This window comes from Streptomyces sp. NBC_01485 (assembly GCF_036227125.1).
Lineage (GTDB): Bacteria > Actinomycetota > Actinomycetes > Streptomycetales > Streptomycetaceae > Streptomyces.
In genome coordinates this window covers 9,031,709-9,057,220 of sequence record NZ_CP109435.1, presented here as the reverse complement: position 1 = coordinate 9,057,220, position 25,512 = coordinate 9,031,709, and the positions used below count along the sequence as shown (strand labels likewise).

Here is a 25,512-nt window from a genome sequence, read left to right as displayed (position 1 = left end):
CCGCCGGCCGCTTGGACCGACCGTTCGGTCTAGCCGAGGTGTTCCGCGGCGTACTCCAGGCTCGTCAGATACGCCGTCGTGTCATCGACTTGTGGAATGCCGTAGCGCTCGCGCAACTCGGGCATGGAGGTGGGCAGCACACCGCCGCTGCACCGGGTGACCTCGCTGACGTCGCGCAGGACGGCCAGGTAGGAGCGGTTGCGCGGGGCGGTGTTCTCGATGGCGTCCGGGGCGAGCTCGTCCGCGTTCACCACCGGCGGCGGTGTCAGCGAACGCCCGCGCCCGGCAGCGTGCTTGACCAGCACCCGCAGGCAGGACTCGATGTCCATGGCCTCCGGGCCGTACGTCACCCAGAACTCGCCCGCGTCGTCGCCCAGTTCGACGGCGCGCAGAACCGCCTTGGACAGCAGGTCCTGCGGGACGAAGTCCATCCGGATGCCCGGGTGCGCCGGGATGAAGGGCGCCGTGCCGCGGCCCAGCCAGTCCGACATCAGCTGCACGATCTGGCCCTGCGAGGTCCAGCCCGTGGTGGAGTCGCCGATGAGGTTGGTGGGACGGAAAATGGTGTGCCGCACCCCGCTGTCGCGCAGGAGCTGCTCCGCCTCGCGCTTGGAGCTGATGTAGTTGCGGCAGACGTTGTCCGCGCCGAGCGGCACGGGCGCGGTGTCCTCGAGCGCGGCGACGAACGCCGTGCTCATGAAGTGGACGGTGGCGTCCGCCCGTTCGGCGAACTCCGCGACCCGCCGGGTGCCCTCGATGTTGATCGGGCGGTAGTCCTCGGCGGGCAGGCCCCACTCGGTCAGGCCCGCGGAGTGGATGACGACGTCGACCTCGGCGGCGAGGGCGGCGTAGCTGTCCTCGTCGAGACCGAATCGCTCCGCGGTCATGTCCAGGCGGACCGCCCGTGCGTCCCCGGCCTCGGGTACCGACGTGTTGTGGGTGGCGACGACGAACCGCGGGCCGTCCGGCTCCCGCAGAAGGGAGCGTCCGACGACTCCGGACGCGCCGGTCAGGAGGACGGTGGGGCGAACGCCCGCGCCGCTCCCTCCGCTCACGATGCGGCTCATGCGCGGGAGTCCTCCCAGTCCATCAGACGTGTCATGGCACGGGTGCCGACGAACAGGAACGGGTCGGGCGGGAAGGAGGCGGGCGGCTTGCGCCGCTCGTCGTCCACGAAGAGCAGCCGCGAGTAGTCCGTGTCCTTGCCGAGCGTGAGGTCGCGCAGGACCTTGCCGCCCGTGTGGGTGGCCGCGATGCCGTTGCCGCAATAGCCGTACCCGTACAGGATGTTGCCGCCGTCGAGCCTGCCGAAGTGCGGGGCGAAGTCACGGACGATATCGGCGGTCCCGCCGTACGCGTAGCTGAACTCCACGTCGCTCCACATCGGGAAGAACCGCAGGAACTCCCGCTGGATCTCCCGGTAGGCCTCGGGCCGGTTCATGTTCCGCTGCCGCTTGTCCCTGCCGTAGTAATACAGAGCGGGGCCGCCGGCGAACATGATGCGGTTGTCGTGTGTGAAACGGGCGCAGGTCAGCAGGGACTTGGCCTCGACCAGGCCCTCGCGCCCCTCCCAGTTCACGCGTCCCAGCTGTGCGTCGGTGAGCGGTTCGCTCACCATCGCGTACGTCCAGATCGGGATGACCTTCCTGCGGAACTGCGGGAAGGCGTCCATGTGAACGTTGGTGGCCAGGACGACCTTGTCGGCCTTGACCTGCCCGCCGGCCGTCACGACGGTCGGCCGCGCCCCCGGCTCCACGCGCAGGCAAGGCGAGTTGTCGTAGATCGTCACGCCCTTCTCGCGCACCACGCGGGCGATGCCGCGGGCGAGTTTGAAGGGGTTCACGAGCGCGCCGCCGGTGCGCATGCTGCCGAGCGCCGCGGGCGAACCGATGATGGCCTGGCTCTCCTCGCGCCCGAGGATCTCCGCCTGCGCGGCGCCCATTTGCTCGGCGAGAGCCCGGTCGTGCTCCAGCCGCTTGAGCTGGCCGGCGTTGGTGGCCACCATCAGGTAGTCGTTGGCCTCGTACTCGGCGTCGACGCGGTTCCTGCGGGCGAACCTGCCGATTTCCAGGATCGACCGGCCGACCGCCTTCGACGCGTCGAGCGCGCGCTGGAGACCGAATTCCTTGACCAGTTCCTGGATGTCCTTGCCGATGGTCGGCGTGACGAATCCGTCGGCGCGGCCCGAGGCGCCGTAGCCGGAGTGGTTCGCCTCGACGATGCGGATGTCGAGCGCGGGCTCGGCCTCTTTGAGGAAGTAGGCGGTCCAGAGTCCCGTGAAACCGCCGCCGACGATGCAGACGTCGCAGTCGACGGATTCCCGGAGAGGGTCCTCGACGGTGACCTTTTCGGTGTCGTGCCAGTAGACGACGTGCTTGTACGCATTCAACTGAATGCTCCTCGAGATCCGGTGGAGCTGTCGGTCACACGGCTTCGAGGATGATTCTCGACAGGCCCAGATGACGGTTCTTGAAGTGGCCGACCGTGGAGCTCAGATACCGCTCGTAGTTGGCGACGTTTTCCTCGCCGGCCACCTTCACGGCCTGATCGCGGTTGGCCCGCAACCGGTCGAACCATTCCTGGCAGGTGCGGCTGTAGTGATCCGGGTCGTTGCGCAGATGGACGACGTCGAAGCACCTCTCGCTCGATTCGAGAACCTCGGAGAGCGCCGGAATCTCGGACTCCGGGAAAATGATGTCCATGATGAAGAGCAGGTCCCGCACGGTCTGCTTGTCCATCTGGACGTTGTTTCCCTTGATGTTCGTCTGCAACGCGAGCCTGCCGCCCTTGGGCAGCCAGGCGCGGCAGCGCTCGAAGAACTCGCGGTACGCGGCGACCCGCTCGGCACGGGACAGGCCGGTGCGCGCGAAGTGCTCGAAGGCGCCGATGGAGACGATCGCGTCGTACTGCTCGGTGGGCTCGTGGTCGAGCCAGTTCTCCACCCGCACCTCGGTGCGCTCGAGCGCCAGCTCACGCAGGCGTTCCGCCTGGCTGTCGCTGAGCGTGAGGCCGACGGCCTGCTGCACGCCGTGCGTGCCGACCAGCCGTTCGAGCAGGCTTCCCCAGCCGCAGCCGACGTCGAGGACGCGGCGCGCGCCGGCCGCCCGCGCGCCCTCGATCAGATAGTCGAGCTTGCGCTGCTGGGCGCTTTCCAGCGTGTCGCCCTCGTCCCACAGCGCACACGTGTACGTGAGGTCCTTGTCCAGCCACAGCGCGAAGAAGTCGTTGGAGACGTCGTAGTGATGCTTGATGGACTCTGCGGTCGCACCCTGGTAATCGATGGTCGTCACGCGACTGCGCTGCCCTGCTGGGTCTCCTCGGCGAGCTTCACCAGGTCCGCGACCGTCTTCACGCTCGCGGCCTTGCTCTCGTCGAATTCGATGTCGAGGTCGTCCTCGATGGTGTAGACGATGTCGGCGATCTGCAGGCTCGACAGGCCCACGGAGTCAAAAGCGGTGTCCTCGTTCAGAGTGTACGAATTCGCCTTGCTTCCGAGCTTCTTGGCGATTCGGCCACATACTTCTTCAGCAGTGATCACGGGAGAGCCTTTCCGATGCACGGTGATGGGATGACAGAAGTTCTATGAGCCCGCGATCCGGCCGCTGCGCCAGGGGATCGAGGGTGGGATTTCCGGAGTAATGGCCCCTGGGGCCGCGGGCTGAAGCCGCACGGCGCACCTCGTCCGTACACTCGTCCTTCACCTTGCTGTGGACGGCTCCGGCACGGGAGTTGCCACGGTACCCAGACGGCCGACGGCCGACTATTGCCCTTAAGGGCAATGATCGTTCTTGCTCAAACTTGTTGGTGGCGAAAATGAGTCTGAGATGTTTTGCTTGCCTCGGCTCATCCGTCCGGGCAGCCGCCACGCCGTCCAACTAGGCATCGACTGTTGCGTCCGGTGCGGGCACCGCTTCGCGGCCTCCCCAACCCGTACAGCTCCGAGGAGATGTGAAATGGCTTTAATAGACCTTTCGGCCGGCACGGTGGAGTATCAGGACACCGGCGGCGAGGGGCCGGTCGTGGTCCTGCTGCACGGCGTCGCGATGGACGGCTCCCTGTGGCGGAACGTGGTGGCCCCGCTGCGTTCCGAATTCCGGTGCGTGGTGCCGACGTTGCCCCTGGGTGGTCACCGCCGGCCGATGAAGCCGGACGCGGACCTGTCGATCGCGGGCGTGGCCCGGCTGGTCGCGGAGTTCCTCGACCGGCTCGACCTGCGTGACGTCACGCTGGTGATGAGCGACTGGGGCGGTGCGCAGGCCCTGGTCTCCGAGGGCAGGGACGAGCGCATCGGGCGCCTCGTCATCACCTCGTGCGAGGCGTTCGACAACTTCCCGCCGGGCTTGCCCGGAAGCAACCTCTTCACCTCGGCGAAGCTGCCGGGCGGCATCAACTTCGCCTTCAAGCTGCTGAAGTGGAAGCCGATGCGCCGACTGCCCATGACCTGGGGCTGGATGAGCAAGCGGCCGGTCCCGCACGAGGTGATGAACGCCTGGTTCGAACCGCTGTGGACCTCCAAGGAGATCCGCCGCGACCTGCGCAAGTACGTGCTCGGGGTGCCGCCGAAGAGTGAACTGCTCGACTGGGCAGCGAAGTTGAGCGACTTCGACCGGCCCGCGCTCGTGGTGTGGGCCGCCGAGGACAAGGTGATGCCGCCCGAGCACGGGCGCAAGCTCGCCGAGCTGCTGCCCCAGGGCCAACTCGTCGAGATCGAAGACAGCTACACCCTCATTCCCGAGGACCAGCCCGAACAGCTCAGCGCGCACATCCGGTCCTTCCTCCTGACGGGCAAGACCACCTCCTCGTAGGAGGCTCCCTGGAAGAGGGCCTCCCAGCAGGATGACGGCCTTTCACCAGGGCGGACGACGGAACTCTGTGGCCGCATCCCGTACGCGGGAGCGGCGGCGAGGCGCAGGGCGCAGGGAGCACGACGTGGAGGACTGCATGGCTGACCCGATGAACGAGCGGACCCGGCGATCAGGGCCGGCCGAGGAGGTGCGGGCCGGGGAGTCCGGGCCGGCCGAGGGCTTGGCGGGGCGCCTGGCCGGGCTGCCGGCCGACCGCCGCCCGGCGGCCCTGCTCGACCTGGTCCGTGAGGAGACCGCAGGCCTGGCGGGCACGGACCCGCTCGACGTCGACCCGGAGAAGGCCTACCGCGACTACGGCTACAACTCCCTCGCGGCCGTGGAGCTGACCAGTCGGCTGAGCCAGGCCACCGGCCTCGAACTGCCGCTCACCCTGCTCTTCGACCACCCGACGGCGGCCGCCGTGGCGGAGCACCTGCTCGGCCTGCTCGGCTTCGCGCACCCCGAGGACGACGCCCCGGAAGCGGAGGGCGCGGGCCCGGACTCCGGCGACGACCCCATCGCCGTCGTGGGCATGGCCTGCCGTTACCCGGGCGGCGTGACCTCCGCCGCCGGCCTGTGGGAGGTGGCGGCCACCGGGCGCGACGCCGTCTCGGACTTCCCCCGCGACCGGGGCTGGGACCTCGACGGCCTCTTCTGCGCCGACCCCGAGCAGCCCGGCACCAGTTACGCCCGCACCGGCGGATTCCTCGACCCGGTCGCCGACTTCGACGCCGAGTTCTTCGGCATCTCGCGCCGCGAGGCACTGGCGATGGACCCGCAGCAGCGGCTGCTCCTGCAGACCGTCTGGGAGTCCCTGGAGAACGCGGGCATCGACCCCGGCCGCCTGAAGAAGTCGCGGACCGGCGTGTACGTGGGCAGCAGCGGCCAGGACTACGAGAACGTGGCGCGGTCCGGCCCCGGCGACCTGGAGGGCTACTGGGGCATCGGCTCCGCGGGCAGCGTCCTGTCGGGCCGGGTCGCCTACGCCTTCGGCTTCGAGGGCCCGGCCCTCACCGTCGACACGGCCTGTTCGTCGTCGCTGGTGGGCGTGCACCTGGCGGTGCAGGCCCTGCGCCGGGGCGAGTGCACGCTCGCCGTGGCGGGCGGCGCCACTGTGATGGCCACGCCGAAGGTCTTCACCGAGTTCAGCAGGCAGCGCGCGCTCTCACCGGACGGCAGGTGCCGTTCGTACGCGGAGGCCGCCGACGGCACCGGCTGGGCCGAGGGCATCGGCGTCCTCCTCCTGGAGCGCCTCAGCGAGGCCCGCCGCAACAACCATCGCGTCCTCGCCCTCATCCCGGGCACGGCGGTCAACCAGGACGGCGCCAGCAACGGCCTCACCGCCCCGAACGGCGGCTCCCAGCAGCGCGTCATCACCCGGGCGCTCGCCGACGCCGGTCTGCGCCCCCGCGACATCGACGCGGTCGAGGGGCACGGCACCGGCACCACGCTCGGCGACCCCATCGAGATCGACGCCCTCACGGCCGTCTTCGGCCAGGACCGCCCCGCCGGAGCGCCCCTGCGGCTGGGCTCGCTGAAGTCCAACATCGGGCACAGCCAGGCCGCGGCAGGCGTCGGCGGACTGATCAAGATGATCCAGGCGCTGCGCCACGAGGTGCTCCCCCGGACTCTGCACGTCGACCGGCCCACGCCCAAGGCCGACTGGTCCGGCGGCGGCGTCGCCCTGCTGACCGAGGCCACCCCGTGGCCGCGCGGCGAGCGGGTCCGCCGGGCCGGGGTGTCGGCCTTCGGCGTGGGCGGCACCAACGCGCACGTCCTCGTGGAGGAGGCACCCGCCATGCAGGCGGAGACGCCCGCGCCCGAGGCCCGGACGCCACGACCCGAACTCCCCTCCTCCCCCAGCCCCTTGGCGACGCCTCCCGTGGTGGCGTGGTCGCTGTCCGCCAAGACGCCGGCCGCCCTGCGCGCCCAGGCCCGCCGCCTCCACACCCACCTCACCACCGCACAACCGCACGCCACCCCCACCCAGATCGGCGCCGCCCTCGCCCACACCCGCGCCCACTTCGACCACCGCGCCACCCTCACCGGCACCACCCGCACCGAACTCCTCACAGGACTGGCCGCCGTCGCCCGGGGCGATGAGGCGGATCAGGTCACCCGGGCCCACGCCCGTACCGGAAAGACCGTCTTCGTCTTCCCCGGCCAGGGCTCCCAGTGGATCGGCATGAGCCGTGAACTCGCCGCCGCCCACCCGGTGTTCGCCGAGGAGCTCAGCGCCTGCGCCGCCGCGCTCGCGCCCTACACCGACTTCTCGCTCGACGAGGTCCTCAGCGGTGCTCCCGGTGCTCCGCCGCTGGACCGGGTGGACGTCGTACAGCCCGCGCTGTTCGCAGTGATGGCGGCGCTCGCCGCGCTCTGGCGCCACCACGGCGTGCACCCGGACGCCGTGGTCGGGCACTCGCAGGGCGAGATAGCCGCCGCGTACGTCGCCGGAGGTCTCTCGCTCCAGGACGCCGCCCGCGTCGTGGCGCTGCGCAGCAAGGCCATCGCGGAGATGGACGGGCGGGGCGGCATGGCGTCGGTGACGGCGTCGCCCGAGCGGCTGCTGCCGCTCCTGGAGGACTGGGACGGACTCATATCCGTCGCCGCCGTCAACGGCCCCTCCTCCATGACGGTTTCGGGAGACTCCGACGCGCTGGACGGGCTGCTCGCCCGCTGCGCCGCCGAGGACATCTGGGCCCGGCGGGTCCCCGTCGACTACGCCTCGCACTCCCCCCAGGTCGAGTCGATCAAGGAGCGTCTGGCCGAGGTCCTGGCGCCGGTCGCGCCGCGCTCCGCGGCAGTGCGCTTCCACTCCACGGTCACCGCGGGCGAGTTCGACACCAGCGGCCTCGACGCCGACTACTGGTACCGGAACCTGCGCCGGACCGTGCGGTTCGAGGAGGTCGTCCGCGCGCTGCTCGACCAGGGGCACACCACGTTCGTCGAGATGAGTCCGCACCCGATCCTCACCTTCGCGGTGGAGCAGACGGTGGAGGCGGCAGGGGGACGGGAAGGCGGGAGCGGCCGGGCCGCCGCGGCCGTCCTCGGCTCGGCCCGGCGCGAGCAGGAACAGGCACAGTTCACCGCCTCGCTGGCCGCCGCGCACGCCCACGGAGTGCCCGTGGACTGGGACGCGGTGTTCGACCCGGCCGCCGCGCGTGACGTCGAACTCCCCACGTACGCCTTCGAGCCGACGCGCTACTGGGCGGCGCCCCGGCCCGCCGCGGGCGACGTCGGGGACGCGGGACTGCGCTCCACCGGTCACCCGCTCCTGACCGCCGGAGCCGAACGCGCCGACGGCAGCGGGTGGTTGTTCACCGGGCGCGTCTCGCGGGGCACGCACGGCTGGCTGGACGACCACGCGGTCTACGGCACAGTCCTGCTGCCGGGCACCGCCTTCGTGGACATGGCCGTCCTCGCCGCCTCGCACGTCGGCTGCGACGTGGTCGAGGAGCTGACGCTGGAGGAGCCCCTGGTGCTCCCCGACGAGAGCGCCGTCGACCTCCAGGCGTCGGTCGGGGCCCCGGACGCCCGAGGACGGCGGCCGGTGACGGTCCACTCCCGGCCGGCCGACGCGGCGGGCGGCGACGAATGGACGCGGCACGCAGGCGGCTTCCTCGCGCCCGCCCCGGCGCACGGCGACGCCTCCCCCGCTCCCGTCTCCTGGCCCCCGTCGGGCGCCGACCCGCTGGACGTCGACGGCCTCTACGACCGGCTCGCCGACCGGGGCTTCGGCTACGGGCCCGTCTTCCGCGGGCTGCGCGCGGCCTGGCGGCGCGACGGTGTGCTCCTCGCCGAGGTGGACGCCGCGGCGGCCGGGGGCGGCGGGAGCGCCGAGGGGTACGGGGTGCACCCGGCCCTGCTCGACGCCGCCTTCCACGCCCAGCTGACCGAACTGGCCGGTGCCGACGGAGCGTCCGGGCAGGCCTGGCTGCCGTTCACCTGGTCCGGTGTGCGCGTCGTCCGGCCGGGCGCCACGCACCTGCGGGTGTCCCTCACCACACTCGGCGAGGGCACCGTACGGATGTCCGCGGTGGACGCGGCAGGCGCCCCGGTGGTCACCGTCGACTCGGTCGTGGCCCGCCCGGTGGCCCCGGCCCGCCTGCTCGGCGCACGCGGGCCGGCCGACTCCCTCTTCCGCGTGGACTGGCAGGCGGCACCGGTCCCGGACCCCGCCCCGGGCCCCGTGTCCGGACGCTGGGCGGTCCTGGCCGAGGACGGGACGACGATGGCGCATCCGGATGCCGTGAGCGGCTCGGTCGCCGGGGCCGGCGCCACCGCCCCGTCCCTCCCCACCTACCCCGGCCTCCCTCAACTCGCCGCCGCGCTCGACGCGGGCGGACCCGTGCCGGACACCGTCGTCGTGCTCGTGCCCGCGGCGCACGGCACGCCCACCGCGGAGGCGGCCCGCGCCCGCGCCCACCACACCCTCGCCCTGCTGCGCGGCTGGCTGGCCGACGAGCGGTTCGCCGACGCGCGTCTGGTGCTGGTCACCCGGGACGCCGTGGCCACCGCTCCCGGCGCGGCCGTCGCCCCCGACCTCGCGCCGCTGTGGGGGCTGGTGCGTACCGCGCAGTCCGAGCACCCCGGCCGCTTCACGCTCGTCGATCTGGCCGGCGACGCCTCCGACGATCCCGCGCGCGTCCTGCCGGTCGCGCTCGCCGCCGGGGAGCCCCAGGTCGCCGTACGCGACGGCGTGCTCCACATCCCCCGTGCCGTCCGTGTCCGGGGCGCCTCCGGCGGGCCGCTCCCCTTCGACCCGGACGGCACGGTCCTGATCACCGGGGGGACCAGCGGACTCGGCGCCCACCTGGCCCGGCATCTCGCCGCCGAACGGGGCGCGCGGCACCTGCTCCTGGCCAGCCGTCGCGGCCGGGACGCCGAAGGCGTGTCGGAGCTGACGGCCGAACTGGCCGGCCTCGGCGCCCAGGTCACCGTCGCGGCCTGCGACGTCTCGGACCGGTCGGCGACGGCGGCGCTCCTCGCGTCGGTCGACGCCGCGCATCCGCTGACCGCCGTCGTCCACTCCGCGGGGGCGCTCGACGACGGCCTCCTGGAGGCGCTGACGCCCGAGCGGCTGGACCGCGTGCTGGCGCCCAAGGTGGACGCGGCCCTGCATCTGCACGAGCTGACCGAGTCCGTGCCGCTCGCCGCGTTCGTCCTGTTCTCCTCGGTCGCGGGCACCATCGGCGGCCCGGGACAGGGCAACTACGCGGCGGCCAACACGTTCCTCGACACGTTCGCGCAGTGGCGGCGCGCCCAGGGGCTGCCGGGTCTCTCGCTGGCCTGGGGCCTGTGGGAGGAGACGAGCGACATGACCCGGCACCTCGGGGACGCCGAGGTGGCCCAGTTGGGCAGGTCGGGGCTGGCGCCGCTCGCCACCGACGAGGGGCTGCGCCTGTTCGACGCGGTGCACGGCACGCAGGACGCGTTGCTGCTGCCCGCCCGGCTCGACCTGGGCGCCCTGCGTGCCCAGGCCCGCGAGGGCTCGCTGCCCGCCGTGCTGCGGGCCCTGGTGCCGGCCGCGCAGGGGCCCGCGGGCCGGTCGGGCGCGGCGCTGCCCGCGCGCCTCGCGGCCGCCGCGCCCGAGGAGCGGGACGCGCTGGTGCTGGCGGCGGTCGCCGCGGAGGTCGCCGTGGTCCTCGGGTACGAGGACGCGGGCGCGGTCGACCCGGAGCGTCCCTTCAAGGAACTGGGCCTGGACTCCCTGGGCGCGGTGCGGCTGCGCAACCGGCTGAGCCAGGTGACCGGCCTCAGCCTGCCGTCCACCCTGGTGTTCGGCCACCCGACGGTTCCCGCGCTCGCCGCGCACCTGCGCACGCTGCTCGACGAGCACGGCGCCGGGACGCAGGAGGAGGCGGCGGCGCCCGGTGTGCACGCGGATCTGGACCGCCTCGCCGGGCTGCTCCCGTCGGTCGCCGAGTCCGACGTGGCGGCCGTCCGCACGCGGCTGCGGTCCCTGCTCGCGGCACTCGACGGCAGGGGCGGCGAGGACGGCGGCGGCCTGCGCAGGGAGCGCATCGAGGAAGCGTCCGCCGACGACTTGTTCGACCTGATCGACAACGACCTGGGATTGGGCTGAATCATGCCGGACGACGACAGGACACTGCGGTACCTCAAACGCGTCACCGCCGAACTGCAGGCCACCCGTGAGCAGTTGGGGCAGGTCGAACAGCGCGCGTACGAGCCGGTCGCGGTGGTGGGCATGGCCTGCCGGTATCCGGGCGGCGTGACCTCCCCCGACGACCTGTGGGACCTGGTGGCCGCCGGGCGCGACGTGGTCGCGGACTTCCCCGCGGACCGGGGCTGGGACCTGGACCGGCTCTTCCACGACGACCCGGACCATCCCGGCACGACGTACGCCAGGGCCGGCGGGTTCCTGGACGGGGCGACGGAGTTCGACGCGGAGTTCTTCGGCATCGGCCGCACCGAGGCCCTGGCGATGGACCCGCAGCAGCGGCTGCTCCTGCAGACCGTCTGGGAGTCCCTGGAGGACGCGGGCATCGACCCGGGCGGCCTGCGCGGCTCCCGGACGGGTGTGTTCGTGGGGACGACGGGCCAGGACTACGCGCAGTTGGCGCGGTCGGGCCCGGAGGAGCTGGAGGGCTACTGGGGCATCGGCTCGGCGGGCAGCGTGCTCTCCGGTCGCGTCTCGTACGTGCTGGGGTTCGAGGGTCCGGCCCTCACCGTCGACACGGCCTGTTCGTCGTCGCTGGTGGGCGTGCACCTGGCGGTGCAGGCGCTGCGTCACGACGAGTGTTCGCTGGCCCTGGCGGGCGGCGTGACGGTGATGTCCACACCGGGCACCTTCACCGAGTTCAGCAGGCAGCGCGCGCTCTCGCCGGACGGCAGGTGCCGTTCGTACGCGGAGGCCGCCGACGGCACCGGCTGGGGCGAGGGGGTCGGAGTCGTCCTGCTGGAGCGCCTCAGCGAGGCCCGCCGCAACAACCACCATGTCCTGGCGGTCATCACGGGCTCCGCGGTCAACCAGGACGGCGCCAGCAACGGCCTGACCGCCCCGAACGGCGGCTCCCAGCAGCGCGTGATCACGCAGGCGCTCGCCGCGGCGCGGTTGCGTCCCGACGACATCGACGCGGTCGAGGGGCACGGCACCGGCACCACGCTCGGCGACCCCATCGAGATCGACGCCCTCACGGCCGTCTACGGCCGCGAGCGGACCGGCGCGCACCCGCTGCGGCTGGGCTCGCTGAAGTCCAACATCGGGCACAGCCAGGCCGCCGCGGGCGTCGGCGGACTGATCAAGACGGTGCAGGCACTCCGTCACGAAGTACTGCCCCGGACCCTGCACGTCGACCGGCCCACGCCCAAGGCCGACTGGTCCGGCGGCGGTATCTCCCTGCTGACCGAGGCCACCCCGTGGCCGCGCGGCGAACGGGTCCGCCGGGCCGGGGTGTCGGCCTTCGGCATCAGCGGCAGCAACGCGCACGTCGTGGTGGAGGAGGCACCGCTCGACGCGTCCCCCGACGCCGGGGCGGGGCCGGAGCCTGAGGCGCTGCCGGTGGTGCCGTGGTTGCTGTCCGCCAAGACGCCGGCCGCCCTGCGCGCCCAGGCCCGCCGCCTCCACACCCACCTCACCACCGCACAACCGCACGCCACCCCCACCCAGATCGGCGCCGCCCTCGCCCACACCCGCGCCCACTTCGACCACCGCGCCACCCTCACCGGCACCACCCGCACCGAACTCCTCACAGGACTGGCCGCCGTCGGCGCGGGGGAACTGCCGGGCAACGCCGCCCTGGGAGTGGCGGCGCGGTCACGCAAAACCGCCTTCCTCTTCTCCGGGCAGGGGTCCCAGCGGGCCGGCATGGGCAGCGGACTCGCCGCCGCCCACCCGGTGTTCGCCGATGCCCTGGCCGCGGCCTGCGCCGAGCTCGACCGGCATCTGGACCTGCCCCTGCGTCAGGTGATGGACGCCCCCGACGGCACCCCCGAGGCGGAGCTGCTGCACCGCACGGGCTGGACGCAGCCGGCCCTGTTCGCCCTGGAGGTGGCCCTCTACCGTCTCGTCGAGTCCTGGGGCTTCACACCGGACTTCCTGCTGGGCCACTCGATCGGCGAGCTGTCCGCCGCGCATGTCGCCGGGGTGCTGTCCCTGGCCGACGCGAGCACCCTGGTCGCCGCGCGCGGCAGGCTCATGCAGGCCCTGCCGGAGGGCGGCGCGATGGTCGCCGTGGAGGCGGCGGAGGACGAGGTCCTGGAGAGCCTGCGCGGCGACGACCGGCTGGCCGTGGCCGCCGTGAACGGGCCCCGCTCGGTCGTCGTGTCCGGTGCCGCCGACCCCCTCGCGGCCTGGCTGCGAGCGTGGCAGGAGCAGGGCCGCCGCACCCGCCCGCTGCGCGTCAGCCATGCCTTCCACTCGCCTCTGATGCGGCCGATGCTGGAGGAACTCGCGGCCGTCGCGGGCGGCTTGAGCTACCACGCGCCGACCCTGCCGATCGTCTCGAACGTGACGGGGACCTTCGCCGCTGCGACCGACCTGGCCACGCCCGACTACTGGGTCCGCCACGCCGAGCGCCCCGTCCGCTTCCACGACGGGGTACGCCGCCTGGAGGGCGCGGGGGCGACGGCGTTCCTGGAGCTCGGGCCGAGCGGTGTGCTGACCTCGATGACCCGGCTGTGCCTGCGCGACCCGGGGTCCGCGGTGCTCGCTCCCGCCCTCGACGGGCGCGTGCCCGAGCCCGCCGCGCTCATGACCGCGCTCGCCGAGCTGCACACGCACGGCGCGTGCGGCGACCTCGCGGCTCTCCTTCCCCGGGACGCGGCTCGCCGGGTGCCGCTCCCGACGTACGCCTTCCAGCCGCGCCGCCACTGGATCGACGTGCCGCAGACCGTGCGGGGCACGGATCCCGGCCCGTCCGCGGACCGGGCGGCTCCGGCACCGGCCGGGCGGGAACAGCCGAACCCGGACGAGCCGGAGCGGGCGGACCACGAGCAGGACGTCCTCGGGCTGGTCCGCACCCAGGCGGCCCACGTCCTCGGATACGAGGACGGCGCGCAGATCGACCCGGACCTGACGCTGCTGGAGCTCGGCATCGACTCGCTCGGCGCCGTCCGCTTCCAGCGGCGCCTGGCCACGGTCACCGGCCTCGACCTTCCGGCCACCCTCCTGGTCGACCACCCCACCCCGGCGGCCCTCGCCGAGCACCTGCGCCCGCTGCTCGCCCCGAGCACCCCGAGCGACCCCGCCGACCTGCTCAGGGACCTGCACCGGCGAGGGCGACTCGGTGACGCCGTACCGCTGCTGCGGGCGGCCGCCGCGGACCGGCCCGCCTTCGCCACGGCCGAACGGCCCGCGGTCCCGCCGGAGTCCGTGCTGCTCTCCGACGGACCCGCTGCGCCCGCCGTGGTCTGCGTGCCGTCCTTCCTGGCCGGGTCGGGCCCGCACCAGTTCGCCCGGTTCGCCGCCGGATTCACCCACCGGCCGCGGATGTCCGCGCTCACCCTGCCCGGCTTCGGCACCTCGCCGCTGCTGCCCGGCTCGTGGCGGGCGGCGGTCGACAGCCTGGCCGCCGCCGCGCTGCACACCGCGGGCGGTGCCCCGCTGGTCCTCGCGGGGCACTCCATCGGCGGCGCCCTCGCGCACGCCGCCGCCGCGCAACTGGAGCGCGCCGGGCACCGCGTCGAAGGGGTCGTGCTGATCGACACGTACGAACCCGAACCCGTCCAGCAGCAAGCGGTGTTCGCCTGGGCGATGGGCCGCATCCTCGCCCGGGACGGCGCGCCCGCCGACATCGACGACGACGTCGTGCTGGCCATGGGCGGCTATCTGCGGCTCTTCGACGACTGGGCGGCCGACCCGCTGACGGCGCCCGCGCTGCTCCTGACCGCCGAGCGGGGGCCCGACGCGCCGGACGGCGCGGCCTGGCGGCTCTGGCAGGCCGCGGACACCGTCACGCCCGTCACCGGCGACCACTTCTCGCTCCTCGAGGAGCACGCCGCTCACACGGCACGCACCGTCGAGGAATGGCTTCGAAAGGAACTGTCATGCAGCCCGTCGGCATAGTCGACTTCGGGAGCTATCTGCCCGAGAAGGTGGTGGGGCCCGAGTTCTTCCTGGACGAGGACGCCCCGGTGGACCCGCTCGCCAACACCCCGCTGTTCCGCGTGCCCCCGACCCGGCACCACGTCGCCCCCGGCGAGCGAGCCGCCGACATGATCGCCAAGGCGGCCCGGCCGCTCTTCGAGCGCCTCGGCAAGGGGCCCGCGGGCCAGGTCGACGTGCTGCTGACGAACGTGCTGCTGCCGGACGAGCCGTTCATGGGCGTCGGCGCCCAGGCCGCGCACGCCCTCGGCATCGATCCCGAGTGGATCGTGGACCTGCACAACGGCGGCTGCGCCTCGTTCCCGTACATGCTCTCGCTGGCCCAGAAGATCATGGCCGACGGAGCGGCACGCACCGCGCTGATCGCCAACGTGCAGAACACCGCGGGCCAGATGTTCGCCCAGTCCGACGTGCGCAAGCTGTCGCACGCGCCGATCCCGGGCGACGGCTGCGGCGTGGCCTACCTGGAGGCCGGCGCGGGCTCGCCGCTCCTCGGGGTACGGACCCGCAGCATCCCCGCGTACTCGGTGGACCTCGGCATCAAGACCCCGGACGGGCGCAGGTACTGGGAGCCGGGCGAGGGCCAGATGGACATCGGCTTCGACGCCGCTAAGACGACGGAGATCCTCCAGCGCGGGAACACCCTCGTGCCCGAGCTCGTCGGGAAGCTCTGCTCGGACCTCGGGGAGCAGCCGTCCGACATCGACGTGCTCGTCACCAACCAGCCGAACCGGATCTTCCTGAAGAACTGGCGCCAGGCCCTGAAACTGGACGAGGCGCGGCACCTGGACACCTTCGACCGCTACGGGAACCTGTACGGCGCCGCCGTGCCCGTCACCCTCGACCGGGCGGCCCGCGCCGGAGACCTGCGCGACGGCGACCTCGTGGTGATGTCGGGGTTCGCGCACGCCGGTGACTTCGCCGCCGCCGCGGCGGTGCGCTGGAACGGCGCCTCATGAGCGAGCCGTCCGAGCGGGCCGGGAAGTCCGCCGAGAACGACCGGTTCGACGCGGCAGAGCGGTCCGGTGCGGCAGAACGCCCCGGCGGGACCGCGGAGTTCGACGTGATCATCGTCGGCGCGCGCTGTGCCGGGGCCACGCTCGGCGCGCTCCTCGCGCGCCGCGGTCTGCGGGTCGCCGTGCTCGACCAGGCCACCGAGATCCGCTCGACCCTCTCCTCGAACATCCTCCAGGCCGATTCCCTGGCGTTCCTGAACCGCCTCGGCGTGATGGAGCGGCTGCGCGAGGCCGGGGCCACCACCATGAGCCACGTCGACATGCGCCTGGAGGAGTTCCGCTGCGTGGCGGCGTTCCCGCAGGAGCCCGGCGACGTGGGCGGCGCGGCGTGCATCCGCCGCGAGGTCCTCGACCCGCTCCTGGTGGACGCGGCCCGCACGTCCGGCGCCGAGGTACGGCTGGGCACCCGGGTCGTCGGGGTGATCCGTGAGGGCGGCCGCGTCACGGGGGTCCGGGCGGTGTCGGGCGGCGTCGAGACGCGGCTGCGGGCCCGCCTGGTGGTCGGCGCGGACGGGCGGACCTCGAAGGTCGCCGAGGCGTGCGGGTCCCGCATGTACCACGTGAGTCCCGGCGAACGCAGCTACTACTGGACGTACTTCGAGGGCGCGGACACCGGTCCGCGGCCGACCTTCGTCTTCCACCGCTGGGGCGACCGGCACATGCTGGGCGGCCCCGCCGACAACGGCCTCTACATCGTGGGCGTCTCCCCGCAGCAGCACGAGCGGGAGAGCTTCCGCGCCGACCTCGACGGCTCCGTGCGCGCCCACGCGATGCGCTGCGCGCCGATCGCCGAGGCCCTCTCGGGCGCCACCAGGGCGAGCAGGATCTACGGCATCCGGCGCTTCTTCGGCTACTTCCGCGAGGCGGCGGGCGCCGGCTGGGTGCTGCTCGGCGACGCCGGGCACTTCAAGGACCCGGCGGGCGGGCGCGGCATCGGCGACGCCTTCCACCAGGCGCAGCGGCTCGCCGACGCGGTCGGTGACGCCATCGGGTCGGGCGTCCGGCTCGACCGCGCCGTCGCGGAGTTCGGCCGCTGGCGGGACCGCACGTACGCCGAGTACTACGGCCTGGCCGCGGATCTCGGCGTGGCCGGACCCATCGCGGGCCTCGTCCCGCGGGTCGTGCGCGGGCTGCACGCGCGCGGCAAGGTCGACGGCGTCCTGAACCTGCTGAGCCACCGGGCCTCCGTCCTGGAGGTCCTCACCCCGGCGCGGGTGCTCGGCGCCACGAGCGGGCATCTGCTGCGCGCCCCCGGCCAACGCAGCGCCACGCTCGGCGAGCTGGGGCGGCTCGCGACCACCGAGATCCGGCGCAGGAACGCGATGCGCAAGCCCGTCTTCCAGAGCGGCCCGGAGCCGCGCCCCGTACAGCAGGACACGCCCGAACCGGAGCTGAGCCGATGACCAGCACGATCCCGTACACCGCCGCGCGCGGCCAACTGCCGCCCCCGGGCGTCGAGTTGGCCTTCGAGCAGACGGTGCCCCGTTCCCTCGCCCACCGCAGGCAGATCGGCGAGGTGTTCGTCACCGACTCCGCGCAGGGGTCCGACGACGATTTCCACCTCTCCTTCCAGATCCCCCGCGCCCACAGCCTCTGGTCGGACCAACGGGCCGGTTTCCACGACCCGTTCGCGTCGGCGGAGGCCGCGCGGCAGTCCATCTTCGTGCTGCTGCACCGCCATGTCGGGGTGCCCGTCGGGCTGCCCTTCAGCCTCCAGCGGATCACGCTGCGGGTGACGGACCCGCAGGCGTACGCCCACGACGGGACGTCGGCGCTCCAGGGTTACGTGCACTACCGGGTCGCCGAACGCGAGGGCAAGGGCTCCGACGTGGTGAGCATGGTCCTCGAGGGCGTCATGGAGATCGGCGGACGCCCGGCGATGGCCCTGAGCGCGGTGCTCGCCTTCATGTCGCAGGAGGACTACGACGTCTTCCGGGCCTTCCAGCGGGCGCAGAAGCCGGTGGCCGACGCCCGCCTGACCCCGGCACGGCGGCTCGACGCCGGCGAGGTGGGGCGCGAGAACCCGCGGAACGTCGTCATCGGCCTGCCGGGACAGGAGGCGCGGACGGACGACGGGCCCGACGACGGCGGCGCGTCCCGCTTCCTGCTGGCGGCCGACCCGCACCACCCCGCCTTCTTCGACCACGAGTACGACCATGTGCCGGGCCCCCTGATGGTCGAGGGCATGCGGCAGGCCGCCGTGGCCGCGGCCTGCCGGGCCGGGGCGATGGCCACCCCGCACGCCCTCGCCGTCGGCTGCGAGGCGGCCTTCCTGGACTTCGCCGAGTTCGAGGCCGACCTGGTCCACGAGGCGGAGGTCGGCGCCCCCGGCGCGGACGGCCGCATCCCGGTGGCCGTGGTCCTGCGGCAGTTCGGCAAACCGATCGTCGAGGGCCGCATCGACCTGCTTCCCGACGCGGCCCCGCGTCCCCAATCGACCGCGCGAGCGCACGGAGTCTGATCCATGGCAGTTGCACACACGGGTGAAAGCTCAGGAAACCGGCGGCGCGTGGCGGTCGTGGGGTCGGGCATCTCCGGCCTCACCGCGGCGCTCCGCCTCGACCTCCTCGGGTACGACGTCGAGATCGTCGAGGCGGCCGGGATCCTCGGCGGCCGCTTCGGTCTCGACAAGCTCGGCGACCGGCAGGTCATGACGGGCGGGAAGAACATCGGCCGCCGCTACCACACGTTCCGCTGGTTCACCTCGGAGCTGGGCGCGGACACGTACGAGTCCTTCGGCTACAACGCGTCCCGCATCAAGGACGGCGAGATCCTCACCCTCGACAGCGAGCGGCGGGGCCAGACCCTGAAGAACATCCGGCGGATGGGCTCGGCCCGCGACTTCGCACGGATGGCGACGATGGCGGCGCGGATCCGCGCCGACGAACGCAACCGCTTCCTCGGTTCGCGCTACTTCAGCGACGTCTCGCGGCGCCACGACCACGCCCCGCTCAGCTCGTTCTTCGGACGCGAGATGACGGACATGCTGGTGCGGCCCATGGTCATCCGCAACAACGGGGCGGAGCCCGACGAGGTCTACCCCGGCACGTTCGGCACCAACCTGTCGATGCTGATGGACCATTACGACCAGCTCGCCGGTGGCATCCAGCCGGTCCTGGACGCGTTCGCCAAGCGGGTCCCGGTGCGGCTCGACGCCACCGTGGAGGGCCTGGAGGTCCGCGACGGCAAGGTCACCGGACTGCGCGTCTCCGAGGGCGGGGCGCCCGCGCGGACCAGCGACTACGACGGCGTGGTGCTGGCCACCCCGGCCTACGCGACCGCCGAGATCGTCCGCTCCGCGCGGCCCGGGCTCGCCCGGCGGCTCTCGGACGTGAACTACTTCCCGTCCACCGTGGTCCTCGTCGAGTACGACCGGCCCGTCTTCGGCCACGACGTACGCGCGCTCGCCATGGACGACGGGCCGTGCAGCAACGCCGGTTCGTACGGGATGGAGGAGCGGCACATCGTCCGCTACACCTACAGCGGGCGGGAGGGGCGCCTGACCGACCTCAGTCCGGAGAACATCGACCGGCTGACCGGTGAGACCGAGGAGCGCCTGGTGAAGTACCTGGGGGCGCCGCGCGCCGAGCGCGTCAACCTCCTGGTCAAGCACTGGAAGGCGGCCTACAGCGGCTACCTTCCGCACCACGCCGACTTCCTCGCCGAGGTGCGGGAGAGCGTCGCGGGCGTGGCGGGCCTGGAACTCGCGGGCGACTACATCCAGGGCGTGTCCATCGAGGCGTGCGCCCGGACGGGTCGTGCCGCGGCCGGCCGGCTCGCCGCACACCTCACCTCGCCCTCGGCGCCCGCGCGGGGGGCGGCGTGAGCGGCCCGGCGGACTGGGCGGTGGTCACCGGCGCCTCCTCCGGCATCGGCGAGCACCTCGCCCGGGGTCTGGCCGCGCGCGGGTACGGGCTGTGGCTCGTCGCACGCTCCACCGACGCCCTCGAACTGCTCGCCAAGGATCTGCGCGACCGGCACGGCGTGCCGGTGCGCGTGCGGACCTGCGACCTCGCGGACCCGGCCGCGAGGCGGGCGCTCGAAGAGGAACTGGCCGGGCAGCAGGTCTCCGTGCTCTGCGCCAACGCGGGCTTTCCCACCTGCGGGCCGTTCAGCGAGAACGACCCCGCCAAGGAGAGCGCCGAGGTCCAGGTCAACGTCGTCTCGCTGCACGCGCTGACGCAGGCGCTGCTGCCGGGCATGCTGGCCCGGCGGCGCGGCGGGATCCTGGTGACCGGCTCGACCGCGGGCTGTCAGCCTGTGCCGACCGCGGCCACCTACTCGGCCAGCAAGGCGTTCGCCAACACCTTCGCCGAAGCGCTGCACGTCGAACTCCGCGGCACCGGGGTGAGCTGCACCCTGCTCGCCCCCGGCCCCGTGCGCACCAACTTCTACGCGGTGGGCGGCATGTCACGGCTCCAGGAACGGAAGTTCCTGGCCTGGCTGACGCCCGAGCGGGTCGCCGAGGCGGGCCTGCGCGGCCTGGCACAGGGGCGCCGCGTGGTGGTCCCGGGGCCGGTCGCCAAGGCCCAGTACCTCGCGGGCCACCACACCCCGCGTCTCCTGCTCTTCCCCGTGCTGCGCGCGGCGGTACTGCCCATCTTCCGCAGCGCGCAGAGCGGCTCCCCCACCGGCCAGTCGGTCGGTACTCCCCACTTCCGAAAGTGAGAGGCACAGTCATATGGACGGCAGAAAGCACCGTTGGTTCATCCTCGGCGCGTCACTGATACCGCTGGTCGCGGTGCTCGGCGCCATGGCCCTGCTGTGGAACAAGATCTTCGGCTGGTCGGACGTGGTGGTCCTGGTCATCATGTACGCGGTCTCCGGCTTCGGTATCTCGACCGGTTACCACCGGATGCTCACCCACCGCTCGTTCGAGACGTACAAGCCCATCCGCATCGCCCTGGCCACCGCCGGGGTGATGGCCGGCCAGGGCCCGCCGCTCATCTGGGCGGCCCACCACCGCAAGCACCACCGCGTCGCCGACAAGCCCGGTGACCCGCACAGCCCCCACCTGGACTTCGAGCCGGGCTTCAAGGGCACGATGGCCGGTCTCTGGCACGCCCACCTGGGCTGGCTCTTCGACGTCAACCTCAGCTCCGACCCGATGCGCTACTGCCCGGACCTGGTGCGCGAGAAGCCGCTGCGCTGGCTCAGCGAGAACCTCCTGCTGGTCACCGCCGCCAGCGTCGTGCTGCCCGGCCTCATCGCCTACGGCATCACCGGCGGCGACTGGCAGGCCGGCCTGACCGGCATGCTCTGGGGCGGCCTGGTCCGCATCTTCCTGATCAACCACATGACCTACGCGGTCAACTCCGTCGGACACGTCTTCGGCCGCCGCCGCTTCGACACCACCGACGAGTCGCGCAACGTCGCCTGGCTCTCCATCCCCTCCTTCGGCGAGGCCTGGCACAACAACCACCACGCCTTCCCGCGCTCCGCCCGCCACGGCATGAAGTGGTACGAGATCGACCTCTCCGCGATCCTCATCTGGAGCCTGGAGAAGACCCACCTCGCCTGGAAGGTCGTGCGCATCGACCCCGAGCGCATGGAGATGCGCGAGGCGGGCGTCAGCCGCGTCAACGCGGCCTCCCTGGACAAGAGGGAACTCCTGGAGACCCAGCAGAACATCGCGCCCATGGCGGAGCGCCGCCGCGAGGCCCGTGAGGCCGACGCCTCGCTGGTGGACGTGGAATAGCGCGGCCCCCCGGACGAGCAGACGAGGATCACGTACATGGAGTTCTTCCACGCCCTGACCAACGGGGCTTCGCACGGCGTGCTGCACGAATGGACGGGCGACGAGTTCGAGCACACCCCCTGGCGCGACGTCGTCAAGGACGCCCACGGCATGGCCGCCGAGCTGCGCACGCTCGGCGTCGGGCCGGGCACCCGGGTCGCCGCCATCCTCGCCAACACGCCCGACACGGTCCGCGGCCTGCTGGCGATCTGGCTGGCCGGCGGCGCGGTGGCCTCGCTGCCTCTGCCGACCCGCGGCCAGAGCCAGGAGGCGTACGGCGAGCAGTTGGTGGCACTCTCGGCGCGGCTGGACCCGACTCTGCTCCTGGTCGACGACTGGGTGACCGCCATGGTTCCCGCGGAACTCAGCAAGGAGCTGCCGGTCCGCGGCTGGTCGACCCTGCGCGGCGGGGGACACATCGAGCCGAGCCCGCCGGGCCGGGACGACGTGGCCTTCATCCAGTACTCGTCCGGGTCCACCAGCACCCCCAAGGGCTGCGCGCTGACCACGCGCGCCATCGAGCAGCAGCTGCAGATCATCCTGCACCTGACGGGCGGCCGCCCCGGCGCCGACACCGTCGCCTCCTGGCTGCCGCTCTCGCACGACATGGGCATGTTCGGCTGCCTGCTGTACTCGTGGGCGTACGACTTCGACTTCGTTCTGTCGTCGCCCGACCGGTTCGGGATGGCGCCGCGTACGTGGTTCCGTGACATGTCGGAGTACGGGGCGACGATGACGGCGGGCACGAGCACCGCCGTGTACCTCGCGGCGCGGGCGCAGGGCCGGGGGGTGCTGCCCAAGGAGCTGAAGCTGCGGGCGGCCGTGATCGGGGCGGAGCGCGTCGACTGGGACACGCTGGTGGCGGCGACGGAGAAGTTCCGGCCGTTCGGTCTGTCCGACACCGCGTTCCAGCCCGCGTACGGCATGGCCGAGGCGACGCTCGCGGTGGCCGGGAAGCCGTGGGCCCAGGCGCCCAAGGCGCTCGCCTTCGACGGTCCCGCACTCGTCGAGGGCTCGGTGATCGAGGTGGCTCCCGACCATCCGAAGGCAGCCCGGCTGGTCTCCAACGGCCTGACGCTGCCCGGGGTATCGGTCCGGGCGGGGAGCGGCGGCGGCATCGCGGAGATCCTGGTGTCGTCGCCGAGCCTGGCCGACGGCTACTACGCCGACCCCGAGCGCACCGCCGCGCGTTTCGAGGACGGCTGGCTGCGCACGGGCGACCTCGGCTTCGTGCGCGACGACGAGCTGTACGTCCTCGGCCGGGCCGACGACATGCTCTCGGTGGGCGGCCGGAAGGTCTACGCCTCCGAGATCGAGTCGGCGGTCGACTCCCTGAAGAACGTCCGCAAGGGCTGTGCCGTCATCGTCGACGCGGGCGGCTCGGGCATGTCCCGGCTCGTGCTGATGGTGGAGTCCCAGGGCAACCCCCGGGATTTCCAGCCGATCGCCGAGGAGGCCGCCTCGCTGGCCCTGGAGAAGGCCGGGGTCGCGCTGGCGGAGTGCCTGTTCCTGGCGCGTGGGGTGCTCCCGAAGACGCCCAGCGGGAAGATCCAGCGCTTCCGCTGCCGCGCGCTGCTCGACGAGGGGCGGCTCGTGCCCGTGGCGCGGGTGACGTTCGCCTGACCGGGACGAGGGGCCGGGACGTGGAGGGGCCTGACCCCTCATGTCCCGGCCCTTCCGTGTCCCTGGCCTTCGTGTCCGGCCCTTCCGTGTCCCTGGCCTTCGTGTCCCGGACCCCTCGTGCCCCGGACCCTCCGTTGTCCCGGACCCCTCGTGCCCCGGACCCTCCGTTGTCCCGGACCCCTCGTGCCCCGGACCTTCCGTTGTCCCGGACCCCTCGTGTCCCGGGTCCTCCGTTGTCCCGGACCCCTCGTGCCCCGGACCTTCCGTTGTCCCGGACCCCTCGTGTCCCGGGTCCGCCGCGCCCGCCCCGATCCGCCCCATCCCCCCGGTCCGCCCGTGCCCGGAAGACCGCACAAGGAGACATCCGGCGATGAGCCACTACAAGTCGCATCTCAGGGACGTGGAGTTCAACCTCTTCGAGGTTCTCGGCCGCGCGGAGGCGTACGGCCGCGGCGCTTTCGCGGGCACCACGCCCGAGACCGCCCGCGACCTCCTCGGCGAGGTGGAGCGTCTGGCCGTCCACGAGCTCGCGGACTCCGCCGTCGAGGCGGACCGCACCCCGCCGGCGTACGACCCCGGGAACCGCACGGTGACGCTGCCGGAGTCCTTCAAGAAGGCGTACGCCCGCTGGACGGAGTCCGGCTGGCACCTGATCGACCTGCCCGAGTCGCTCGGCGGGGCGGGTGTGCCGCCGTCGCTGCGCTGGGCCGTCGCCGAGCTGGTGCTGGGGGCCAATCCGGCCCTGTACATGTACCAGACGACCGGCGGCTTCGCGAAGATGCTCGACCGCCTCGGCACGCAGGAGCAGCGCAGGCTGGCCCGGCTGCTCGTCGAGCGCGCGTGGGGCGCGACGATGGTCCTCACCGAGCCGGAGGCGGGCAGCGACGTCGGCGCCTGCCGGACCAGGGCCGTCCGGCAGGCGGACGGCAGTTGGCACATCGAGGGCGTGAAGCGGTTCATCACCTCGGGCGAGCACGATCTGAGCGAGAACATCCTGCACTTCGTCCTGGCCCGCCCCGAGGGCCACGGCCCCGGCACCAAGGGGCTCTCCCTCTTCCTGGTCCCGAAATACCACGTGTCCGACTGGGAGACCGGTGAACTGGGGGCCCGCAACGGCGTGTTCGCCACGTCGCTGGAGGACAAGATGGGCCTCAAGGCGTCCGCCACCTGCGAGCTCACCTTCGGCGCCGAGATCCCCGCGGTCGGGGTGCTGCTCGGTGAGCGGCACGACGGCATCCGGCAGATGTTCCACATCATCGAGCAGGCCCGGATGATCATCGGCACCAAGTCGATGGCGACCCTCTCCACCGGCTTCCTCAACGCCCTGGAGTACGCCAAGGTCCGCACCCAGGGCGCCGATCTGGCCGCTCTCACGGACAAGTCCGCTCCCCGGGTGCCCATCCTGCGCCACCCCGACGTGCGCCGCTCGCTGCTCCTGCAGAAGGCCTACGCGGAGGGGCTGCGCGCCCTCGTCCTGCACACGGCCACCGTGCAGGACCGGATCGCCGAGGCGGAGGCGGCCGGCACCCGCGACGACGCCGCGCACGCCCTCAACGACCTGCTCCTCCCGATCGTCAAGGGATACGGCTCCGAGAAGGCCTGCGAGCAACTGGGGCACGCCCTGCAGACACTCGGCGGCGCGGGGTACACGCAGGACTTCCCGTTGGAGCAGTACATCCGCGACACCCGGATCGACACGCTGTACGAGGGCACGACCGCGATCCAGGGCATGGACCTCTTCTTCCGCAAGATCGCCAGGGATCAGGGCGGAGCACTCGCCGCCCTCCTCGCCGAGGTGGAGAAGACCGCGGCGGACGCGCCGGAGAGCGGCGAACTCGCCCACGCGCACGCGCTGCTCGGCCGGTCCGCGGCCCATCTCCAGGCCATGGCGACCGGTCTCGGCACGCACCTTCTCGCGTCCCTGGAGGACCCCCCGGCCATCTATCAGGTCGGGCGAGGCACGACCCGGCTGCTGATGGCGGCGGGTGACGTCCTGGTGGCCTGGCTGCTGCTGCGGCAGGCGGGAGTGGCGGCCCGGCGTCTGGCGGACCCCGCGGCCGGGGCGCGGCGGGCCCAACGCTCCTTCTACCAGGGAAAGGTGGCGACGGCGGTGTTCTTCGCCCAGGAGGTGCTCCCGCTGGTCGCGGCCCAGCGGGAGATCGCCGACCGCGAGGACGGCGTCCTCATGACGCTGGACGAGGACGCCTGGTAGGCCGGTGCGGCGGG

The 25,512-nt window shown here is 72.8% G+C and carries 14 protein-coding genes and 1 pseudogene; 11 read left to right on the top strand and 4 right to left on the bottom strand.

Annotated elements, in window-relative coordinates; translation table 11 throughout:
• Positions 1–29 precede the first annotated feature (29 nt).
• From OG352_RS39300 to OG352_RS39285, 4 genes are read right to left on the bottom strand one after another with little or no spacing between them, the layout of a single operon-like run.
• Positions 30–1,067, bottom strand: a complete 1,038-nt coding sequence (locus OG352_RS39300; protein ID WP_329223563.1) for an SDR family oxidoreductase — start codon at positions 1,065–1,067, stop codon at positions 30–32.
• A complete protein-coding gene (locus tag OG352_RS39295) occupies positions 1,064–2,389 on the bottom strand; it encodes an NAD(P)/FAD-dependent oxidoreductase (protein ID WP_329223562.1) in 1,326 nt (441 codons plus the stop codon). Before OG352_RS39295 ends, OG352_RS39300 begins: the two co-directional genes overlap by 4 nt.
• Positions 2,390–2,423: 34 nt before the next feature.
• On the bottom strand, positions 2,424–3,290 hold the full coding sequence (locus OG352_RS39290) for a cyclopropane-fatty-acyl-phospholipid synthase family protein (RefSeq protein ID WP_329223560.1): 867 nt from the start codon (positions 3,288–3,290) through the stop codon (positions 2,424–2,426).
• Complete coding sequence (locus OG352_RS39285) at positions 3,287–3,538, bottom strand: acyl carrier protein (RefSeq protein ID WP_329223558.1); 252 nt, start codon at positions 3,536–3,538, stop codon at positions 3,287–3,289. Before OG352_RS39285 ends, OG352_RS39290 begins: the two co-directional genes overlap by 4 nt.
• Before the next feature lie 415 nt (positions 3,539–3,953).
• Here OG352_RS39285 and OG352_RS39280 point away from each other — a divergent pair, with 415 nt between their 5' ends.
• From OG352_RS39280 to OG352_RS39230, 11 genes and pseudogenes are all read left to right on the top strand, one after another.
• Entirely contained in the window at positions 3,954–4,805 is an 852-nt protein-coding gene (locus OG352_RS39280) for an alpha/beta fold hydrolase (protein WP_329223557.1), read from the top strand.
• Positions 4,806–4,941: 136 nt separating this feature from the next.
• A pseudogene (locus OG352_RS39275) lies at positions 4,942–10,929 on the top strand (SDR family NAD(P)-dependent oxidoreductase); the annotation flags it as partial.
• Between the two features lie 3 nt (positions 10,930–10,932).
• Positions 10,933–14,871, top strand: a complete 3,939-nt coding sequence (locus OG352_RS39270) for a type I polyketide synthase (protein ID WP_329223554.1) — start codon at positions 10,933–10,935, stop codon at positions 14,869–14,871.
• Positions 14,853–15,869, top strand: a complete 1,017-nt coding sequence (locus OG352_RS39265; protein ID WP_329223552.1) for a 3-oxoacyl-ACP synthase III family protein — start codon at positions 14,853–14,855, stop codon at positions 15,867–15,869. Before OG352_RS39270 ends, OG352_RS39265 begins: the two co-directional genes overlap by 19 nt.
• Positions 15,866–17,329 (top strand): NAD(P)/FAD-dependent oxidoreductase, encoded by a 1,464-nt coding sequence (locus OG352_RS39260; RefSeq protein ID WP_329223550.1) that lies wholly within the window; start codon positions 15,866–15,868, stop codon positions 17,327–17,329. The genes OG352_RS39265 and OG352_RS39260 overlap by 4 nt, the downstream gene beginning before the upstream one ends.
• Complete coding sequence (locus OG352_RS39255; RefSeq protein ID WP_329223548.1) at positions 17,326–18,387, top strand: AfsA-related hotdog domain-containing protein; 1,062 nt, start codon at positions 17,326–17,328, stop codon at positions 18,385–18,387. Before OG352_RS39260 ends, OG352_RS39255 begins: the two co-directional genes overlap by 4 nt.
• Before the next feature lie 48 nt (positions 18,388–18,435).
• Positions 18,436–19,752, top strand: a complete 1,317-nt coding sequence (locus tag OG352_RS39250; protein WP_329223547.1) for a protoporphyrinogen/coproporphyrinogen oxidase — start codon at positions 18,436–18,438, stop codon at positions 19,750–19,752.
• Entirely contained in the window at positions 19,749–20,594 is an 846-nt protein-coding gene (locus OG352_RS39245; RefSeq protein ID WP_329223546.1) for an SDR family oxidoreductase, read from the top strand. The genes OG352_RS39250 and OG352_RS39245 overlap by 4 nt, the downstream gene beginning before the upstream one ends.
• Positions 20,595–20,607: 13 nt before the next feature.
• Positions 20,608–21,624, top strand: coding sequence for an acyl-CoA desaturase (locus OG352_RS39240; protein ID WP_329223544.1), 1,017 nt, complete (start codon positions 20,608–20,610; stop codon positions 21,622–21,624).
• 36 nt (positions 21,625–21,660) lie between these two features.
• A complete protein-coding gene (locus OG352_RS39235; RefSeq protein WP_329223542.1) occupies positions 21,661–23,286 on the top strand; it encodes an AMP-binding protein in 1,626 nt (541 codons plus the stop codon).
• Positions 23,287–23,656: 370 nt separating this feature from the next.
• Complete coding sequence (locus tag OG352_RS39230; RefSeq protein WP_329223541.1) at positions 23,657–25,498, top strand: acyl-CoA dehydrogenase; 1,842 nt, start codon at positions 23,657–23,659, stop codon at positions 25,496–25,498.
• The last annotated feature ends 14 nt before the right edge of the window (positions 25,499–25,512 follow it).